This is a genomic window from Rhodovulum sp. BSW8 (genome assembly GCF_003314725.1).
GTDB lineage: Bacteria > Pseudomonadota > Alphaproteobacteria > Rhodobacterales > Rhodobacteraceae > Rhodovulum > Rhodovulum visakhapatnamense.
Genome location: NZ_QNVX01000066.1, coordinates 1 through 16719, shown reverse-complemented (window position 1 = coordinate 16719; position 16719 = coordinate 1). Strand labels below are relative to the sequence as shown.

Annotated in this window: 12 protein-coding genes; all 12 read left to right on the top strand. The window is 64.2% G+C overall.

The genetic code is table 11. The features are described 5' to 3' along the window. Window positions 1-25: 25 nt before the first annotated feature. The 12 genes from secE (at window position 26) to fusA (ending at window position 16575) form a co-directional block, all read left to right on the top strand. Window positions 26-217: a preprotein translocase subunit SecE gene (gene secE / locus DSD19_RS19660; RefSeq protein ID WP_075784648.1), complete on the top strand. Its 192-nt coding sequence runs from the start codon at window positions 26-28 to the stop codon at window positions 215-217. Window positions 218-390: 173 nt separating this feature from the next. Further along, window positions 391-927: a transcription termination/antitermination protein NusG gene (gene nusG / locus DSD19_RS19655; protein WP_075784649.1), complete on the top strand. Its 537-nt coding sequence runs from the start codon at window positions 391-393 to the stop codon at window positions 925-927. A gap of 104 nt (window positions 928-1031) precedes the next feature. Beyond that, entirely contained in the window at window positions 1032-1484 is a 453-nt protein-coding gene (gene rplK, locus DSD19_RS19650) for a 50S ribosomal protein L11 (protein WP_075784650.1), read from the top strand. 5 nt (window positions 1485-1489) lie between these two features. Beyond that, the gene (gene rplA, locus DSD19_RS19645; protein WP_113670828.1) at window positions 1490-2188 is read left to right on the top strand and encodes a 50S ribosomal protein L1; all 699 of its coding nucleotides are present in this window, start codon (window positions 1490-1492) and stop codon (window positions 2186-2188) included. Window positions 2189-2454: 266 nt separating this feature from the next. Beyond that, window positions 2455-2973, top strand: coding sequence for a 50S ribosomal protein L10 (rplJ, locus tag DSD19_RS19640; protein ID WP_075784652.1), 519 nt, complete (start codon window positions 2455-2457; stop codon window positions 2971-2973). 72 nt (window positions 2974-3045) lie between these two features. Next, window positions 3046-3426, top strand: coding sequence for a 50S ribosomal protein L7/L12 (gene rplL, locus DSD19_RS19635; protein WP_075784653.1), 381 nt, complete (start codon window positions 3046-3048; stop codon window positions 3424-3426). A gap of 249 nt (window positions 3427-3675) precedes the next feature. Further along, window positions 3676-7812, top strand: a complete 4137-nt coding sequence (rpoB, locus tag DSD19_RS19630) for a DNA-directed RNA polymerase subunit beta (RefSeq protein WP_075784654.1) — start codon at window positions 3676-3678, stop codon at window positions 7810-7812. A 69-nt stretch (window positions 7813-7881) separates the two neighbouring features. Continuing rightward, window positions 7882-12129, top strand: coding sequence for a DNA-directed RNA polymerase subunit beta' (rpoC, locus tag DSD19_RS19625; RefSeq protein ID WP_113670827.1), 4248 nt, complete (start codon window positions 7882-7884; stop codon window positions 12127-12129). Between the two features lie 253 nt (window positions 12130-12382). Next, on the top strand, window positions 12383-13291 hold the full coding sequence (locus tag DSD19_RS19620) for a DMT family transporter (RefSeq protein WP_113670826.1): 909 nt from the start codon (window positions 12383-12385) through the stop codon (window positions 13289-13291). Between the two features lie 277 nt (window positions 13292-13568). After that, window positions 13569-13940: a 30S ribosomal protein S12 gene (gene rpsL, locus DSD19_RS19615; protein ID WP_042456862.1), complete on the top strand. Its 372-nt coding sequence runs from the start codon at window positions 13569-13571 to the stop codon at window positions 13938-13940. 12 nt (window positions 13941-13952) lie between these two features. Then, window positions 13953-14423, top strand: a complete 471-nt coding sequence (rpsG, locus tag DSD19_RS19610; protein WP_075784657.1) for a 30S ribosomal protein S7 — start codon at window positions 13953-13955, stop codon at window positions 14421-14423. Window positions 14424-14451: 28 nt separating this feature from the next. After that, window positions 14452-16575 (top strand): elongation factor G, encoded by a 2124-nt coding sequence (fusA, locus tag DSD19_RS19605; protein ID WP_113670825.1) that lies wholly within the window; start codon window positions 14452-14454, stop codon window positions 16573-16575. Window positions 16576-16719 lie beyond the last annotated feature (144 nt).

The window sequence follows — 16719 nt, the reverse complement described above, 5'->3', positions numbered from 1 at the left end:
CAGGCAGAACGGACCCCGCAGGCCCATGGCGAACCCCCTCCAGTTCATTCAGCAGACCCGCTCGGAAATCTCGAAGGTGGTCTGGCCGACCCGGCGCGAGGTGTTCCTGACCACCATCATGGTCTTCGTGATGGCCTCTCTGACGGCGGTCTTCTTCTTCTTTGTCGACTGGCTGATCCGAAGCGGATTGCAGCTTCTGCTTGGGTTTTTCGGCTGAGATGCGGCGCCGCGATCTCCCCGGGGCTTGAATTCCGGCGGTGGGAACGGTAGGGCATCGCTACTTTTCTGGGCTCCGGCGTGCATCGATTCGGGTTGCGCGCTGTTTTTTGTTCCGGACAACGCAAGATCATCGCGGCCTGAACGGCCGTCGGACACGAGGTAAGGGGCAACATGGCGAAGCGGTGGTATTCGGTGAGCGTTCTCTCGAACTTCGAGAAGAAGGTTGCCGAACAGATCAAGCAAGCCGTGGCGGATGCCGGTCTCGAGGAAGAGATCGAGGAAGTCCTGGTGCCGACCGAAGAGGTGATCGAGGTCCGGCGCGGCAAGAAGGTGACGACCGAGCGGCGCTTCATGCCCGGCTATGTGCTGGTGCGCATGGAGATGACCGACCGCGGCTATCACCTGGTGACGCAGATCAACCGGGTGACCGGGTTCCTCGGGCCGCAGGGCAAGCCGATGCCGATGCGCGACGAAGAGGTGAACCAGATCCTCAACCGCGTCGAAGAAGGCGAGGCCCAGCCGCGGTCGCTGATCACCTACGAGATCGGCGAAAACGTGAGTGTGACCGACGGCCCGTTCGAGGGCTTCTCGGGCATGGTCGAGGAAGTGGACGACGACAACCAGCGCCTCAAGGTGACGGTGTCGATCTTCGGTCGGGCCACCCCGGTCGAGCTGGAATTCACGCAGGTGTCCAAGGGGCAGCTCTGACGTGAATCTGTGGGAGGCGAGCGGGCGCGCCCGCGGACCGCACCACTAAACCTAAGCGCCGCCCTCGCGAGGGACCGGCGCGGTGACAAGAAGGAGATGGCCGGATGGCCAAGAAGGTAATCGGGAAGCTCAAGCTTCAGGTGAAGGCGGGTCAGGCGAACCCGTCGCCGCCCGTCGGTCCCGCGCTCGGTCAGCGCGGCATCAACATCATGGAATTCTGCAAGGCGTTCAACGCCAAGACCCAGGACATGGAGCCCGGCGCCCCGTGCCCGACGGTCATCACCTACTACCAGGACAAGTCCTTCTCGATGGACATCAAGACGCCCCCGGCGTCCTACTTCCTCAAGAAGGCGGCGGGCCTGAAGCCGGTCGGCAAGCGCAACCGTCCGAAAGGGTCGGAAAAGCCCGGCCGTGAGGTCGCGGGCTCTGTGACCGTGGCCCAGGTGCGCGAGATCGCCGAGGCGAAGATGAAGGATCTGAACGCCAGCGATGTCGAGGGCGCGATGCAGATCATCCTGGGGTCGGCCCGCTCGATGGGCATCGAGGTGAAGGGGTAAGCGCGATGGCGAAACATGGGAAACGTGTCCGCGCCGCGCGGGAAGCCTTCGCTGGCAAGGACAACCTGTCGGTCGAAGAGGCGGTGAGCCTCGTCAAGGACAATGCCTCGGCCAAGTTCGACGAGACGCTGGAAATCGCGCTGAACCTCGGCGTCGATCCGCGTCACGCCGACCAGATGGTCCGTGGCGTCGTCACCCTGCCGAACGGCACCGGCAAGACCGTGCGCGTGGCGGTCTTCGCCCGCGGCGCCAAGGCCGATGAAGCCAAGGCGGCGGGCGCCGATATCGTCGGCGCCGAGGATCTGATGGAAACCATCCAGGGCGGCACGATCGAATTCGATCGCTGCATCGCCACGCCGGACATGATGCCGATCGTCGGCCGTCTGGGCAAGATCCTGGGCCCGCGCAACCTGATGCCGAACCCCAAGGTCGGCACCGTGACGATGGACGTTGCCACGGCGGTTCAGGCCGCCAAGGGCGGTGAGGTCCAGTTCCGGGTCGAGAAGGCGGGCGTGATCCATGCCGGCATCGGCAAGACCTCGTTCGACGCCGGCAAGCTGGCCGAGAACGTGCGCGCCTTCGTCGATGCCGTGGTCAAGGCCAAGCCGACCGGCGCCAAGGGCACCTACATGAAGAAGGTCAGCCTCAGCTCGACCATGGGCCCGGGCGTGTCGGTCGACGTGACTTCGGCAACCGGGAATTGATTTAAGATAGGTTAACTCCTATCTTCGCGAGAATTCCCGGGACTCGTGCCCGGGAATGGCGGGGCGGAAACGCCCCGTCCTGTCCGAGACGGAGGGTGCAGGGCGCAAGCCTCGCTTAATGTCCTTCCCGAGATGGGGAAACGAGACAGATTTCCGCGGGGAAACCCTCGGGCGATCCTGGCCTCGGGACCCATACGGACCCGAAAGCCGGCAGTCAGGCCGGCAAACCTAGAGCCGGGGGGAAACCCCCAAATTGGAGTGAAACTGTGGATAGAGCCCAGAAAGAGAAAGTGGTCGACGAACTCGGCCAGATCTTCGAAAGCTCTGGCGTCGTGGTGGTTGCCCACTACGCGGGTCTCACGGTTGCCGAGATGCAGGACCTGCGCGCACGCATGCGCGAAGCGGGTGGGTCCGTTCGCGTCGCCAAGAACAGGCTCGCCAAGATCGCCCTGGAAGGAAAGCCCTGCGCCAGCATGGCCACTCTTCTGACGGGCATGACCGTTCTTGCCTATTCCGAGGACCCGGTGGCTGCTGCCAAGGTCGCGGAAGGCTTCGCCAAGGACAACTCGAAATTCGAGATCCTCGGCGGTGCCATGGGCGAGACGGCCCTGGACCGGGCCGGTGTCAAGGCAGTGTCCGAAATGCCGTCGCGCGAGGAGCTTATCGCCTCGATCGTCGGCTGCATCGGTGCACCCGCCGCGAACATCGCCGGTGCGATTGGCGCGCCCGCTTCCAACATCGCGAGCATCCTCTCGACCATCGAGGAGCGTGCGGAAGCCGCTTGAGCAACTTGTGATCCCGCGTGAAGGGCAGATGCCTCGCGTTGGAACAGACAATGTGAAAGAACGGAACAGAACATGGCTGATCTGAAGAAACTTGCCGAAGAGATCGTGAACCTCACGCTTCTCGAGGCCCAGGAACTGAAAACCATCCTGAAAGACGAGTACGGCATCGAGCCCGCCGCCGGCGGCGCCGTCATGATGGCCGGCCCGGCTGCCGGTGGCGAAGCCGCCGCTGCCGAAGAGCAGACCGAATTCGACGTCATCCTGAAATCGGCTGGCGCGAACAAGATCAACGTCATCAAGGAAGTCCGCGCGATCACCGGTCTTGGTCTGAAAGAAGCCAAGGACCTGGTCGAAGCCGGCGGCAAGGCCGTCAAGGAGCAAGTCTCCAAAGCCGAAGCCGAGGACATCAAAGGCAAACTCGAAGCGGCTGGCGCCGAAGTCGAGCTCAAGTGATCGGGATCGCGGGCCGAGCGCCCGTGACCTGAAAGATGTTGGCTGGGTCCGGCGGTTTGTCCGGGCCCAGCCGAACCTGTCTTGGAAAGGGCTTGCTTTCTAAAGCCCTTTCCAAGGTGCGGTTCGAGGTTCGGGAGCGGCCGGTGGGACGGACCGCAGGAATGGAACCTTATCCCCCTCATCGCGAGCGGCGCGCCACCGGGGCCCGACGGTGGATGCGCCCGCGACAGACGAAAGGCGAGACCACAGATGGCGCAGAGCTACGTTGGCCAGAAACGACTCCGCAAATATTACGGCAAGATCCGCGAAGTGCTGGAGATGCCGAACCTCATCGAGGTCCAGAAATCCTCCTACGACCTGTTCCTGAACTCCGGCGAGGGGCCCGCGCCCGCCGATGGCGAGGGCATCCAGGGGGTGTTCCAGTCGGTTTTCCCGATCAAGGATTTCAACGAGACCGCCGTTCTTGAATTCGTCCGCTACGAGCTGGAGCGGCCGAAATACGACGTCGAGGAATGCCAGCAGCGCGACATGACCTTTTCGGCCCCGCTGAAGGTCACGCTGCGCCTGATCGTGTTCGATTTCGATGAGGATACCGGCGCCAAGTCGGTGAAGGACATCAAGGAGCAGGACGTGTTCATGGGCGACATGCCGCTCATGACCGCCAACGGCACGTTCATCGTGAACGGGACCGAACGGGTGATCGTGTCCCAGATGCACCGGTCGCCGGGCGTGTTCTTCGACCATGACAAGGGCAAGACCCATTCCTCGGGCAAGCTGCTGTTCGCCTGCCGGATCATTCCCTATCGCGGCTCCTGGCTCGATTTCGAATTCGACGCCAAGGATCTCGTCTTCGCGCGCATCGACCGCCGCCGGAAGCTGCCGGTGACGACCCTGCTTTACGCGCTGGGGCTCGATCAGGAAGGCATCATGGATGCCTATTACGACACGGTGACGTTCCGGCTGGAACGCAACCGCGGCTGGGTCACCAAGTTCTTCCCCGAACGCGTGCGCGGCACCCGTCCGACCTATGACCTGGTCGATGCCGACACCGGCGAGGTGATCTGCAAGGCCGGTGACAAGGTCACGCCGCGTCAGGTCAAGAAGTTGATCGAAGAGGCCCGGGTCACCGAACTGATGGTGCCGTTCGAACATATCGTTGGCCGCTATGTCGCCAAGGACATCATCAACGAAGACACCGGCGCGATCTATGTCGAGGCCGGCGACGAACTGACCTGGACCGTCGACAAGGACGGCGACGTCACCGGCGGCACGCTGAAAGAGCTGCTGGATGCGGGCATCACCGACATCCCGGTGCTCGACATCGACAACATCAACGTCGGTCCCTACATCCGCAACACCATGGCGGCGGACAAGAACATGGGCCGCGACACCGCGCTCATGGACATCTACCGCGTCATGCGCCCGGGCGAGCCGCCGACCGTCGAGGCGGCGACCACGCTGTTCGAGTCGCTCTTCTTCGACTCCGAACGCTACGACCTGTCGGCCGTGGGCCGGGTGAAGATGAACATGCGTCTGAATCTCGACGCGCCCGACACCCAGCGGACGCTGCGCCGCGACGACATCATCTCCTGCATCAAGGCGCTGGTCGAACTGCGCGACGGCAAGGGCGAGGTCGATGACATCGACCACCTCGGCAACCGCCGGGTCCGCTCCGTCGGCGAGCTGATGGAGAACCAGTACCGCGTCGGCCTGCTGCGGATGGAACGCGCCATCAAGGAGCGGATGTCCTCGGTCGAAATCGACACGGTGATGCCGCAGGACCTTATCAACGCCAAACCGGCCGCTGCCGCCGTGCGCGAGTTCTTCGGCTCGTCGCAGCTGTCGCAGTTCATGGACCAGACCAACCCGCTGTCGGAAGTCACCCACAAGCGGCGTCTGTCGGCGCTTGGGCCGGGCGGTCTGACCCGCGAGCGCGCGGGCTTCGAGGTTCGCGACGTGCACCCGACCCACTACGGCCGGATGTGCCCGATCGAGACGCCGGAAGGCCCGAACATCGGTCTGATCAACAGCCTTGCCACCTATGCGCGGGTGAACAAGTACGGCTTCATCGAGACCCCGTATCGCCGGGTGATCGACGGGCAGGTGACCGATGAGGTCCACTACATGTCCGCGACCGAAGAGATGCGGCACACCGTGGCCCAGGCCAACGCCAATCTCGACGGCGAGGGCAAGTTCATCAACGATCTGGTGAACACCCGGCAGGCCGGCGAATACACCATGGCGCCGCGCGAAAGCGTCGACCTGATCGACGTTTCGCCGAAGCAGTTGGTGTCGGTCGGGGCCTCGCTGATTCCGTTCCTGGAAAACGACGACGCCAACCGCGCGCTGATGGGCGCGAACATGCAGCGTCAGGCGGTGCCGCTTCTGCAGGCCGATGCGCCCTTCGTGGGCACCGGCATCGAGCAGGTGGTGGCGCAGGATTCGGGCGCCGCGATCATGGCGCGCCGCGGCGGGATCATCGACCAGGTCGATGCCCAGCGGATCGTGATCCGGGCCACCGAGGATCTTGAACCCGGCGATCCGGGCGTCGATATCTACCGGCTACGCAAGTTCCAGCGGTCGAACCAGAACACCTGCATCAACCAGAAGCCTCTGGTGAAGGTGGGCGACACCGTCCTGAAGGGCGAGGTCGTCGCCGACGGTCCCTCGACCGACATGGGCGAGCTGGCGCTCGGCAAGAACGTGATCGTCGCGTTCATGCCCTGGAACGGATACAACTACGAGGACTCGATCCTGATCTCGGAACGCATCGCGCGCGATGACGTCTTCACCTCGATCCATATCGAGGAATTCGAGGTCGCGGCCCGCGATACCAAGCTCGGGCCGGAAGAGATCACCCGCGACATCCCGAACGTCGGCGAGGAAGCCCTGCGCAACCTCGACGAGGCGGGCATCGTCTATATCGGCGCCGAAGTGGGGCCGGGCGACATCCTTGTCGGCAAGATCACTCCGAAGGGCGAAAGCCCGATGACGCCCGAAGAGAAACTGCTGCGGGCGATCTTCGGCGAAAAGGCCTCGGACGTGCGCGACACCTCGCTGCGTCTGCCGCCGGGCGATTACGGTACCGTCGTCGAGGTGCGGGTTTTCAACCGGCACGGCGTCGACAAGGACGAGCGTGCGCTGCAGATCGAGCGCGAAGAGGTCGAACGACTGGCCCGCGACCGGGACGACGAACAGGCGATCCTCGAGCGCAACATCTACGCGCGTCTGAAGTCGATGATCCTCGGCAAGGTCGCGGTGAAGGGTCCGAAGGGCGTGAAGCCCAATTCGGAAATCACCGAAGAGCTGCTCGAGACCCTGTCCAAGGGGCAATGGTGGCAGCTGGCGCTGGAAGACGAGGCCGATGCCGGTCAGGTCGAGGCGCTGAACGCCCAGTTCGAGGCGCAGAAACGCGCGCTCGAGCACCGCTTCGAGGACAAGGTCGAGAAGGTCCGCCGCGGCGACGATCTGCCTCCGGGCGTGATGAAGATGGTCAAGGTCTTCATCGCGGTGAAGCGCAAGCTTCAGCCCGGCGACAAGATGGCTGGCCGTCACGGCAACAAGGGGGTCGTCTCCCGCGTGGTGCCGATGGAGGACATGCCCTTCCTGGCCGACGGTACACCGGTCGATCTGGTGCTGAACCCGCTCGGCGTGCCCTCGCGGATGAACGTCGGGCAGATCCTCGAGACCCATATGGGCTGGGCCGCGCGCGGTCTGGGGCTGAAGATCGACGACGCGCTTGGCGAGTACAAGCGCTCGGGCGATCTGACCCCGGTGCGCGAGGCGATGCGGCTTGCCTATGGCGAGGAGGCCTATGAGGAGATCCTGCGCGACATGGACGAGAGGTCTCTGGTCGAGTCCGCCTCGACCGTGGTCCGCGGCGTTCCGATCGCGACTCCGGTCTTCGACGGCGCCAAGGAACAGGACGTCAACGACGCCCTGACCCGCGCGGGCTTCGACACGTCGGGCCAGTCGGAACTCTTCGATGGCCGGACGGGCGAGCGCTTTGCCCGGAAAGTCACCGTGGGCGTCAAGTACCTGCTGAAGCTGCACCACCTGGTCGACGACAAGATCCACGCGCGCTCGACCGGTCCGTACAGCCTCGTCACCCAGCAGCCCCTGGGCGGCAAGGCGCAGTTTGGCGGTCAGCGGTTCGGGGAGATGGAGGTCTGGGCGCTCGAAGCTTATGGCGCCGCCTATACCCTGCAGGAAATGCTGACGGTGAAGTCGGACGACGTGGCGGGCCGGACCAAGGTCTACGAATCGATCGTCAAGGGCGAGGACAATTTCGAGGCCGGCGTGCCGGAATCCTTCAACGTTCTGGTGAAGGAAGTCCGCGGCCTCGGGCTGAACATGGAACTCCTGGACGTGGAGGATGAGGAATAAGGGTGCCCGATTTTTCTGCGAAAAATCGCGCCCTTGCCCATCTCTTTGCGCTGATTTGAGGACTTCAAAATGAACCAGGAACTGACCACCAACCCGTTCAACCCGCTGGCCTCGCCCAAGCAGTTCGACGAGATCAAGGTGTCGCTGGCCTCGCCCGAACGGATCCTTTCGTGGTCCTATGGCGAGATCAAGAAACCCGAAACCATCAACTACCGCACGTTCAAGCCCGAACGTGACGGTCTCTTCTGCGCGCGGATCTTCGGGCCTATCAAGGACTACGAGTGCCTTTGCGGCAAGTACAAGCGCATGAAGTATCGCGGCGTCGTCTGCGAGAAATGCGGCGTCGAGGTGACGCTGCAGAAGGTCCGCCGGGAACGGATGGGCCATATCGAGCTGGCCGCCCCGGTTGCGCATATCTGGTTTCTGAAGTCGCTGCCCTCCCGCATCGGCCTGATGCTGGACATGACGCTCCGCGATCTGGAACGGGTGCTTTACTTCGAGAACTATGTGGTGATCGAGCCCGGTCTGACCGACCTGAGCTACGGCCAGATGCTGACCGAGGAAGAGTATCTCGACGCGCAGGACCAGTTCGGCACCGATGCCTTCACCGCCGGGATCGGGGCCGAGGCGATCCGCGAGATGCTGTCTCAGATCGACCTCGAGGCCGAGGCCGAGAAGCTGCGCGAGGAGCTGAAGGAAGCCACCGGCGAACTGAAGCCGAAGAAGATCATCAAGCGTCTGAAGGTTGTCGAGAGCTTCATCGAATCCGGCAACCGTCCGGAATGGATGGTGCTGACGGTCATTCCGGTCATTCCGCCGGAACTGCGGCCGCTGGTGCCGCTCGATGGCGGCCGGTTCGCGACCTCGGACCTGAACGATCTCTACCGTCGGGTGATCAACCGGAACAACCGTCTGAAACGGCTGATCGAGCTGCGCGCGCCCGACATCATCGTCCGGAACGAAAAGCGGATGCTGCAGGAGGCGGTCGACGCGCTGTTCGACAACGGCCGCCGCGGCCGGGTCATCACCGGCGCCAACAAGCGGCCGCTGAAATCGCTGTCCGACATGCTGAAGGGCAAGCAGGGCCGGTTCCGGCAGAACCTTCTGGGGAAACGGGTCGACTTCTCGGGCCGGTCGGTGATCGTGACCGGTCCCGAACTCAAGCTGCACCAGTGCGGGCTGCCGAAGAAGATGGCGCTCGAGTTGTTCAAGCCGTTCATCTATTCGCGGCTCGAGGCCAAGGGTCTTTCTTCGACCGTCAAGCAGGCCAAGAAGCTGGTCGAGAAGGAACGTCCCGAGGTCTGGGACATCCTCGACGAGGTCATTCGCGAACACCCGGTGCTGTTGAACCGGGCCCCGACGCTGCACCGTCTGGGCATCCAGGCGTTCGAGCCCACGCTGATCGAGGGCAAGGCGATCCAGCTGCATCCGCTGGTCTGTTCGGCCTTCAACGCCGACTTCGACGGCGACCAGATGGCCGTGCACGTCCCGCTGAGCCTCGAGGCCCAGCTGGAAGCGCGGGTCCTGATGATGTCGACCAACAACGTGCTGTCGCCCGCCAACGGCGCGCCTATCATCGTGCCGTCCCAGGACATGATCCTCGGGCTTTACTACATCACGATGGAGCGCAAGGGCATGAAGGGCGAGGGCATGGCCTTCGCCGATGTCGACGAGGTCCAGCATGCGCTGGACGCGGGCGAGGTGCATCTGCATGCCCGCGTCAAGGCGCGGATCAAGCAGATCGACGAGCATGGCAACGAGGTCTACAAGCGCTACGACACCACGCCCGGCCGGATCCGGCTTGGCGCGCTGCTGCCGATGAACGCCAAGGCGCCGTTCGAGCTGGTCAACCGGCTGCTGCGCAAGAAAGAGGTCCAGCAGGTCATCGACACCGTCTACCGCTATTGCGGCCAGAAAGAGTCGGTCATCTTCTGCGACCAGATCATGGGGCTGGGCTTCCGCGAGGCGTTCAAGGCCGGGATCTCGTTCGGCAAGGACGACATGGTGATCCCGCATACCAAGTGGGAGATCGTCGAGGGCGTCCGCGACCAGGTCAAGGAGTTCGAGCAGCAATACATGGACGGCCTGATCACCCAGGGTGAGAAGTACAACAAGGTCGTCGATGCCTGGTCGAAATGCTCCGACGAGGTGGCCACCGCGATGATGGCGGAAATCTCTGCGGTCCGCGTCGATGACGCGGGCGCCGAGATGGAACCCAACTCGGTCTACATGATGTCCCACTCGGGGGCGCGGGGCTCGCCCGCGCAGATGAAACAGCTGGGCGGCATGCGCGGCCTGATGGCCAAGCCCTCGGGCGAGATCATCGAGACGCCGATCATCTCGAACTTCAAGGAAGGCCTGACCGTGCTCGAGTACTTCAACTCGACCCACGGTGCCCGGAAGGGTCTGGCCGATACCGCGCTGAAGACGGCGAACTCGGGGTATCTGACCCGGCGTCTGGTCGACGTCGCTCAGGACTGCATCGTGCGCAGCGACGATTGCGGCACCGAGAACGCCATCACCTGCGAGGCGGCGATCAACGACGGCGAGGTCGTGGCGACCCTGGCGGAGCGGCTGCTTGGCCGTGTCGCGGCCGATGACGTGCTGAAACCCGGCACCGACGAGGTGCTGGTCACCCGCAACGAGCTGATCGACGAACGCAAGGCGGATGCGATCGAGAAGGCCGGTGTCGCCACCGTCCGGATCCGGTCGCCGCTGACCTGCGAGGCCGAAGAGGGCGTCTGCGCGGCCTGCTACGGCCGTGACTTGGCACGCGGCACCAAGGTGAATATCGGCGAGGCTGTCGGCATCATCGCCGCGCAGTCGATCGGCGAGCCTGGCACGCAGCTGACGATGCGGACCTTCCACATCGGCGGCATCGCCCAGGGCGGTCAGCAATCCTTCCAGGAGGCCAGCCAGGAGGGCCGGATCGAGTTCCGCAACCCGAACTTGCTGACCAATGCGGCGGGCGAACACATCGTGATGGGCCGCAACATGCAGCTGGCGATCGTCGACGACAACGACGTCGAGCGGGCGAGCTTCAAGCTGGGCTATGGCACCAAGGTCTTCGTGGCCGAGGAGGCCCGGGTGAAACGGGGCGACAAGCTCTTCGAATGGGACCCCTACACCCTGCCGATCATCGCCGAGAAGGCCGGGCGCGCCAAGTTCGTGGACCTCGTGACCGGGATCTCGGTCCGCGAGGACACCGACGATGCCACCGGCATGACCCAGAAGATCGTGTCGGACTGGCGGACCGCGCCCAAGGGCAACGAGCTCAAGCCCGAGATCATCATCGTCGATCCCGAAACCGGCGAACCCGTGCGCAACGAGGCGGGCAACCCGGTGACCTACCCGATGTCGGTCGACGCCATTCTGTCGGTCGAGGACCAGCAGGACATCCGGGCCGGTGACGTGGTGGCGCGGATCCCGCGCGAGGGCGCCAAGACCAAGGACATCACCGGCGGTCTGCCGCGGGTGGCGGAACTGTTCGAGGCGCGGCGTCCGAAGGATCACGCCATCATCGCCGAGGTGGACGGCTATGTCCGGTTCGGCCGCGACTACAAGAACAAGCGGCGGATCACGATCGAGCCTGCGGACGACACGCTGCAGCCGGTCGAGTACATGGTGCCGAAGGGCAAGCACATCCCGGTGCAGGAAGGCGACTTCGTGCAGAAGGGCGACTACATCATGGACGGCAACCCGGCGCCGCATGACATCCTCGCCATCATGGGTGTCGAGGCTCTGGCGAACTACATGATCGACGAGGTGCAGGACGTCTACCGGCTGCAGGGCGTGAAGATCAACGACAAGCACATCGAGGTCATTGTCCGGCAGATGCTGCAGAAGTGGGAGATCTCCGACTCCGGCGACACGACGCTTCTGAAGGGCGAACATGTCGACAAGTCCGAGTTCGACGAAGCCAACGACAAGGTGCTGGCGCGCGGCGGACGTCCCGCCGAGGGCCAACCGATCCTTCTGGGGATCACCAAGGCCTCGCTGCAGACCCGGTCCTTCATCTCGGCGGCCTCGTTCCAGGAAACGACGCGGGTGCTGACCGAGGCGGCCGTGCAGGGCAAGCGCGACAAGCTGGTCGGCCTGAAGGAAAACGTCATCGTCGGCCGACTGATCCCGGCGGGCACCGGCGGGGCCAGCCAGCGCGTGCGCCGCATCGCGGCCGAGCGCGACCAGAAGGTGATCGAGGCACGTCAGGCCGATGCGGTGGCAGCCGCCGCCCTGGCCGCGCCGATGGATCCCTTCGGCCCGCTGGACGACGACGATCTGGGTCTGGTCGAGACCCCGGAAAGCCGCGAAGAGTAATCCGGCAGACCGCCTGACCATCGAACGCCCCCGCCCGTACCGGCGGGGGCGTTTTTCTTTCCCCGGTCGCGTCCGGGACAGGCCCCAGACAGGCCCCGTGCAGGCCCCGTGCAGGCCCCAGACCGGCTTTCGGCAGTCTTTCGGCAGGCCGTCCCGCGCGGATAGCGCATTGGCGACAAAGGTTTCTTGCCGCTTTGTCGAGAATGCCGCAAACAGACCTTCGCCCGGGCGCCCGGGATGCTAAGGCAGTTCCATGACCACCCTCTCCGACAACATGCGCGGCGCCGTCCTGATGATGATCAGCATGGCCGCCTTCACCTTCAACGATGCCTGCATGAAGGCGGCTTCGGACAGCGTACCGTTCTTTCAGGCGGTGTTCCTGCGCGGGCTTGGCACCTCGGCGCTTCTGATCGTTTTCGGGCTGGCCACGGGCGGCCTCAGGCTGCGCCTGCCGCGCCGCGATCAGGGCCGGATTGCGCTGCGGACCCTGGCCGAGGTCGGGGCGGCCTATTTCTACATCACCGCGCTCTTTCACGCGCCGCTGGCCAATGTGACCGCCATCATCCAGGCGATCCCGCTGGCGGTGACGCTGGCGGGCGCGGTCTTCCTGGGCGCCCCTGTCGGCTGGCGGCGCTGGCTGGCGATCCTGGTCGGGTTCGCGGGCGTCCTGCTGATCGTCCGGCCGGGGACCGAGGGCTTCACCCTCTATTCGGTCTATGCGCTGATCTCGGTCGCCTGCGTCACGCTGCGCGACCTCGTGACCCGAGGGCTGTCGGGGGCGGTGCCCTCGACCGCGGTCGCGACCTCCGCCTCGCTGGGGGTCATGCTGTTCGCCGCGACCGGGCTTGCCGTCAGCGACGCGCGCTGGCTGCCCATCGCGCCGCTGGCCTGGGCACAGCTGACCGGGGCGACGCTTTTCCTGATCTTCGGCTATGTCACCTCGGTCGCGGCGATGCGCGTGGGCGACGTGGCCGTGGTCTCGCCATTCCGCTATACCGCGCTTCTCTGGGCGCTGCTGCTGGGGGCGGCGGTGTTCGGCGAATGGCCGTCGGGGCTGACCATTCTCGGTGCCTCGATCGTGGTCGCGACGGGGGTTTACACCTTCCACCGCGAGCGGCGGCTGGCGATCCGTCAGGGGCCGGTTCCGCTTCGGATGCGCTAGCCGGGGCAGGGCGCGGGGCCCGGGCGGGCCAAGCGGTGTTGACACCCCGTTCGACTCGCCCTATACCGCGCCCACTTCGGGCTGGTGGATCCACCTGCCGCGCCTGATACCGAAACTGATGTGGTCATGATCCGGGCTCCCATGCCCCGATCCTCTGGAGCTACACCGCGTCGTTCCCGCGAACAGGGGAACGCATGCGGTTTTCGCGTTGCCGTTTGAGAATGGCGGGTGCGCACCGAAGACGAGATTTGAACGGGTTGCAATACGGGGAACCGGAATGCCGACGATCCAACAGCTGATCCGCAAGCCGCGGCAGCCGAAAGTGAAACGCCAGAAGTCGCAGCACCTGCAGGCCTGCCCGCAGAAACGCGGCGTCTGCACGCGCGTTTACACCACCACTCCGAAGAAGCCGAACTCGGCCATGCGGAAAGTCGCCAAAGTGCGTCTGACCAACGGCTTCGAGGTCATCAGCTACATCCCCGGCGAAAGCCACAACCTGCAGGAACACTCGGTCGTGCTGATCCGCGGCGGCCGGGTGAAAGACCTTCCCGGTGTCCGCTATCACATCCTCCGCGGTGTGCTGGACACCCAGGGCGTCAAAGACCGTAAGCAGCGCCGCTCGAAATACGGCGCGAAGCGTCCGAAGTAAGGAGAGACGTAGATGTCCCGCCGTCACGCTGCCGAGAAGCGCGAAATCCTGCCCGACGCCAAGTTTGGCGATCGCGTGCTGACGAAGTTCATGAACAACCTGATGGTCGACGGCAAGAAATCGGTCGCCGAACGCATCGTCTACAGCGCGCTCGACCGCGTCGAGACCCGCCTGAAACGCGCTCCGGTCGAGGTCTTCCACGAAGCGCTCGACAACGTGAAACCCGCCGTCGAGGTTCGCTCGCGCCGGGTCGGCGGTGCCACCTACCAGGTTCCGGTCGAAGTGCGCCCCGAGCGCCGCGAGGCCCTTGCGATCCGCTGGCTGATCGATGCCAGCCGCAAGCGCAACGAGAACACCATGGAAGAACGGCTTGCCGGCGAACTGATGGACGCGGTCCAGTCCCGCGGCACCGCCGTCAAGAAACGCGAAGACACCCACAAGATGGCCGACGCGAACAAAGCGTTCAGCCATTATCGCTGGTAACTGACCTTTAGCCTCTAGGACCCTTCCAATGGCCCGCGCTTATCCTCTTCAACGCTACCGGAACTTCGGGATCATGGCCCACATCGATGCGGGCAAGACCACGACGACCGAGCGCATCCTCTTTTACACCGGCAAGTCCCACAAGCTCGGCGAAGTCCATGACGGCGCCGCGACCATGGACTGGATGGAGCAGGAGCAAGAGCGGGGGATCACCATCACCTCGGCTGCGACCACGACCTTCTGGCAGCGCCAGGAAGATCCGTCCGCGGAAGGGACCTCGGACACCAAGTACCGGTTCAACATCATCGACACCCCCGGCCACGTCGACTTCACCATCGAGGTCGAACGCTCGCTGGCCGTGCTCGACGGTGCGATCTGCCTTCTCGACGCCAATGCCGGTGTCGAGCCGCAGACCGAGACCGTCTGGCGTCAGGCGGACCGCTACAAGGTTCCGCGCATCGTCTTCGTCAACAAGATGGACAAGATCGGTGCCGACTTCTTCAACTGCGTGAAGATGATCAAGGACCGCACCGGCGCGACCCCGTGCCCGATCGCCCTGCCGATCGGCGCCGAGGACAAGCTGGAAGGCATCATCGACCTCGTCACGATGGAAGAATGGACCTGGAAAGGCGAGGATCTGGGCGCGTCCTGGACCCGTCAGGAGATCCGTCCCGAGCTGAAGGACGAGGCCGATGAATGGCGCTCGAACCTCATCGAACTCGCCGTCGAACAGGACGACGACGCGATGGAGGCCTATCTGGAAGGCAACGAGCCCGACACCGAAACGCTGCACGCGCTGATCCGCAAGGGCACCCTGGCGCTGGCCTTCGTGCCGGTGACCGCGGGCTCGGCCTTCAAGAACAAGGGCGTGCAGCCGCTGCTGAACGCCGTGATCGACTATCTTCCCTCGCCGCTGGACGTGCCCGCCTATATGGGCTTCCTGCCCGATGACGAGACCGAAGAGCGCAACATCGCCCGTCATGCTGCCGATGACGAGCCCTTCTCGGCGTTGGCGTTCAAGATCATGAACGACCCCTTTGTCGGCTCGCTGACCTTCACCCGGATCTATTCCGGCGTGATGAAGAAGGGTGAGTCGATCCTCAACTCGACCAAGGGCAAGAAAGAGCGCGTCGGTCGGATGATGATGATGCACTCGAACAACCGCGAGGAAATCGATGAAGCCTTTGCGGGCGACATCATCGCGCTGGCCGGTCTGAAGGAAACCACCACGGGCGACACGCTTTGCGACGTCTCCAAGCCGGTGGTTCTGGAAACCATGACCTTCCCCGATCCGGTGATCGAGATCGCGGTCGAGCCGAAATCGAAGGCCGACCAGGAAAAGATGGCTCTGGCGCTGCAGCGTCTCGCGGCCGAGGACCCGTCCTTCCGCGTCGAGACCAACATCGAATCCGGCCAGACCATCATGAAGGGCATGGGCGAGCTTCACCTCGACATCCTGGTCGACCGCATGAAGCGGGAGTTCAAGGTCGAGGCGAATATCGGCGCTCCGCAGGTGGCCTATCGCGAAACCATCAGCCACAAGGCCGAGGTCGACTACACCCACAAGAAACAGACCGGCGGCACGGGCCAGTTCGCCCGCGTCAAGCTGGAAATCATGCCGACCGAACCGGGCGAGGGCTACTCGTTCGAAAGCCGGATCGTCGGCGGTGCGGTGCCGAAGGAATACATCCCCGGCGTCGAGAAGGGCATCAAGTCGGTCATGGATTCGGGCCCGCTGGCCGGTTTCCCGGTGATCGACCTCAAGGTCGCGCTCGTCGACGGTGCCTTCCACGACGTCGACTCGTCGGTTCTGGCGTTCGAAATCGCGACCCGCGCAGGGATGCGCGAAGGTCTCAAGAAGGCCGGTGCCCGGCTGCTTGAGCCGATCATGAAGGTCGAGGTGGTGACGCCCGAGGAATATACCGGTGGGATCATCGGCGACCTGACCAGCCGTCGCGGCATGGTGCAGGGCCAGGATACCCGCGGCAATGCCAACGTGATCAACGCCATGGTGCCGCTGGCCAACATGTTCGGCTACATCAACACGCTGCGCTCGATGTCCTCGGGCCGCGCCGTGTTCACGATGCAGTTCGACCATTACGAGCCGGTCCCGCAGAACATCAGCGACGAGATCCAGGCGAAATACGCCTGAACGTGACACGGGCCGGGCGCGCGCCCCTCGGCAGCGCCCGCCATCAAGGAACTAGAGGAGGCCACCATGGGTAAGGCAAAGTTCGAACGGACGAAACCGCACGTTAACATCGGCACGATCGGCCACGTTGACCACGGGAAGACG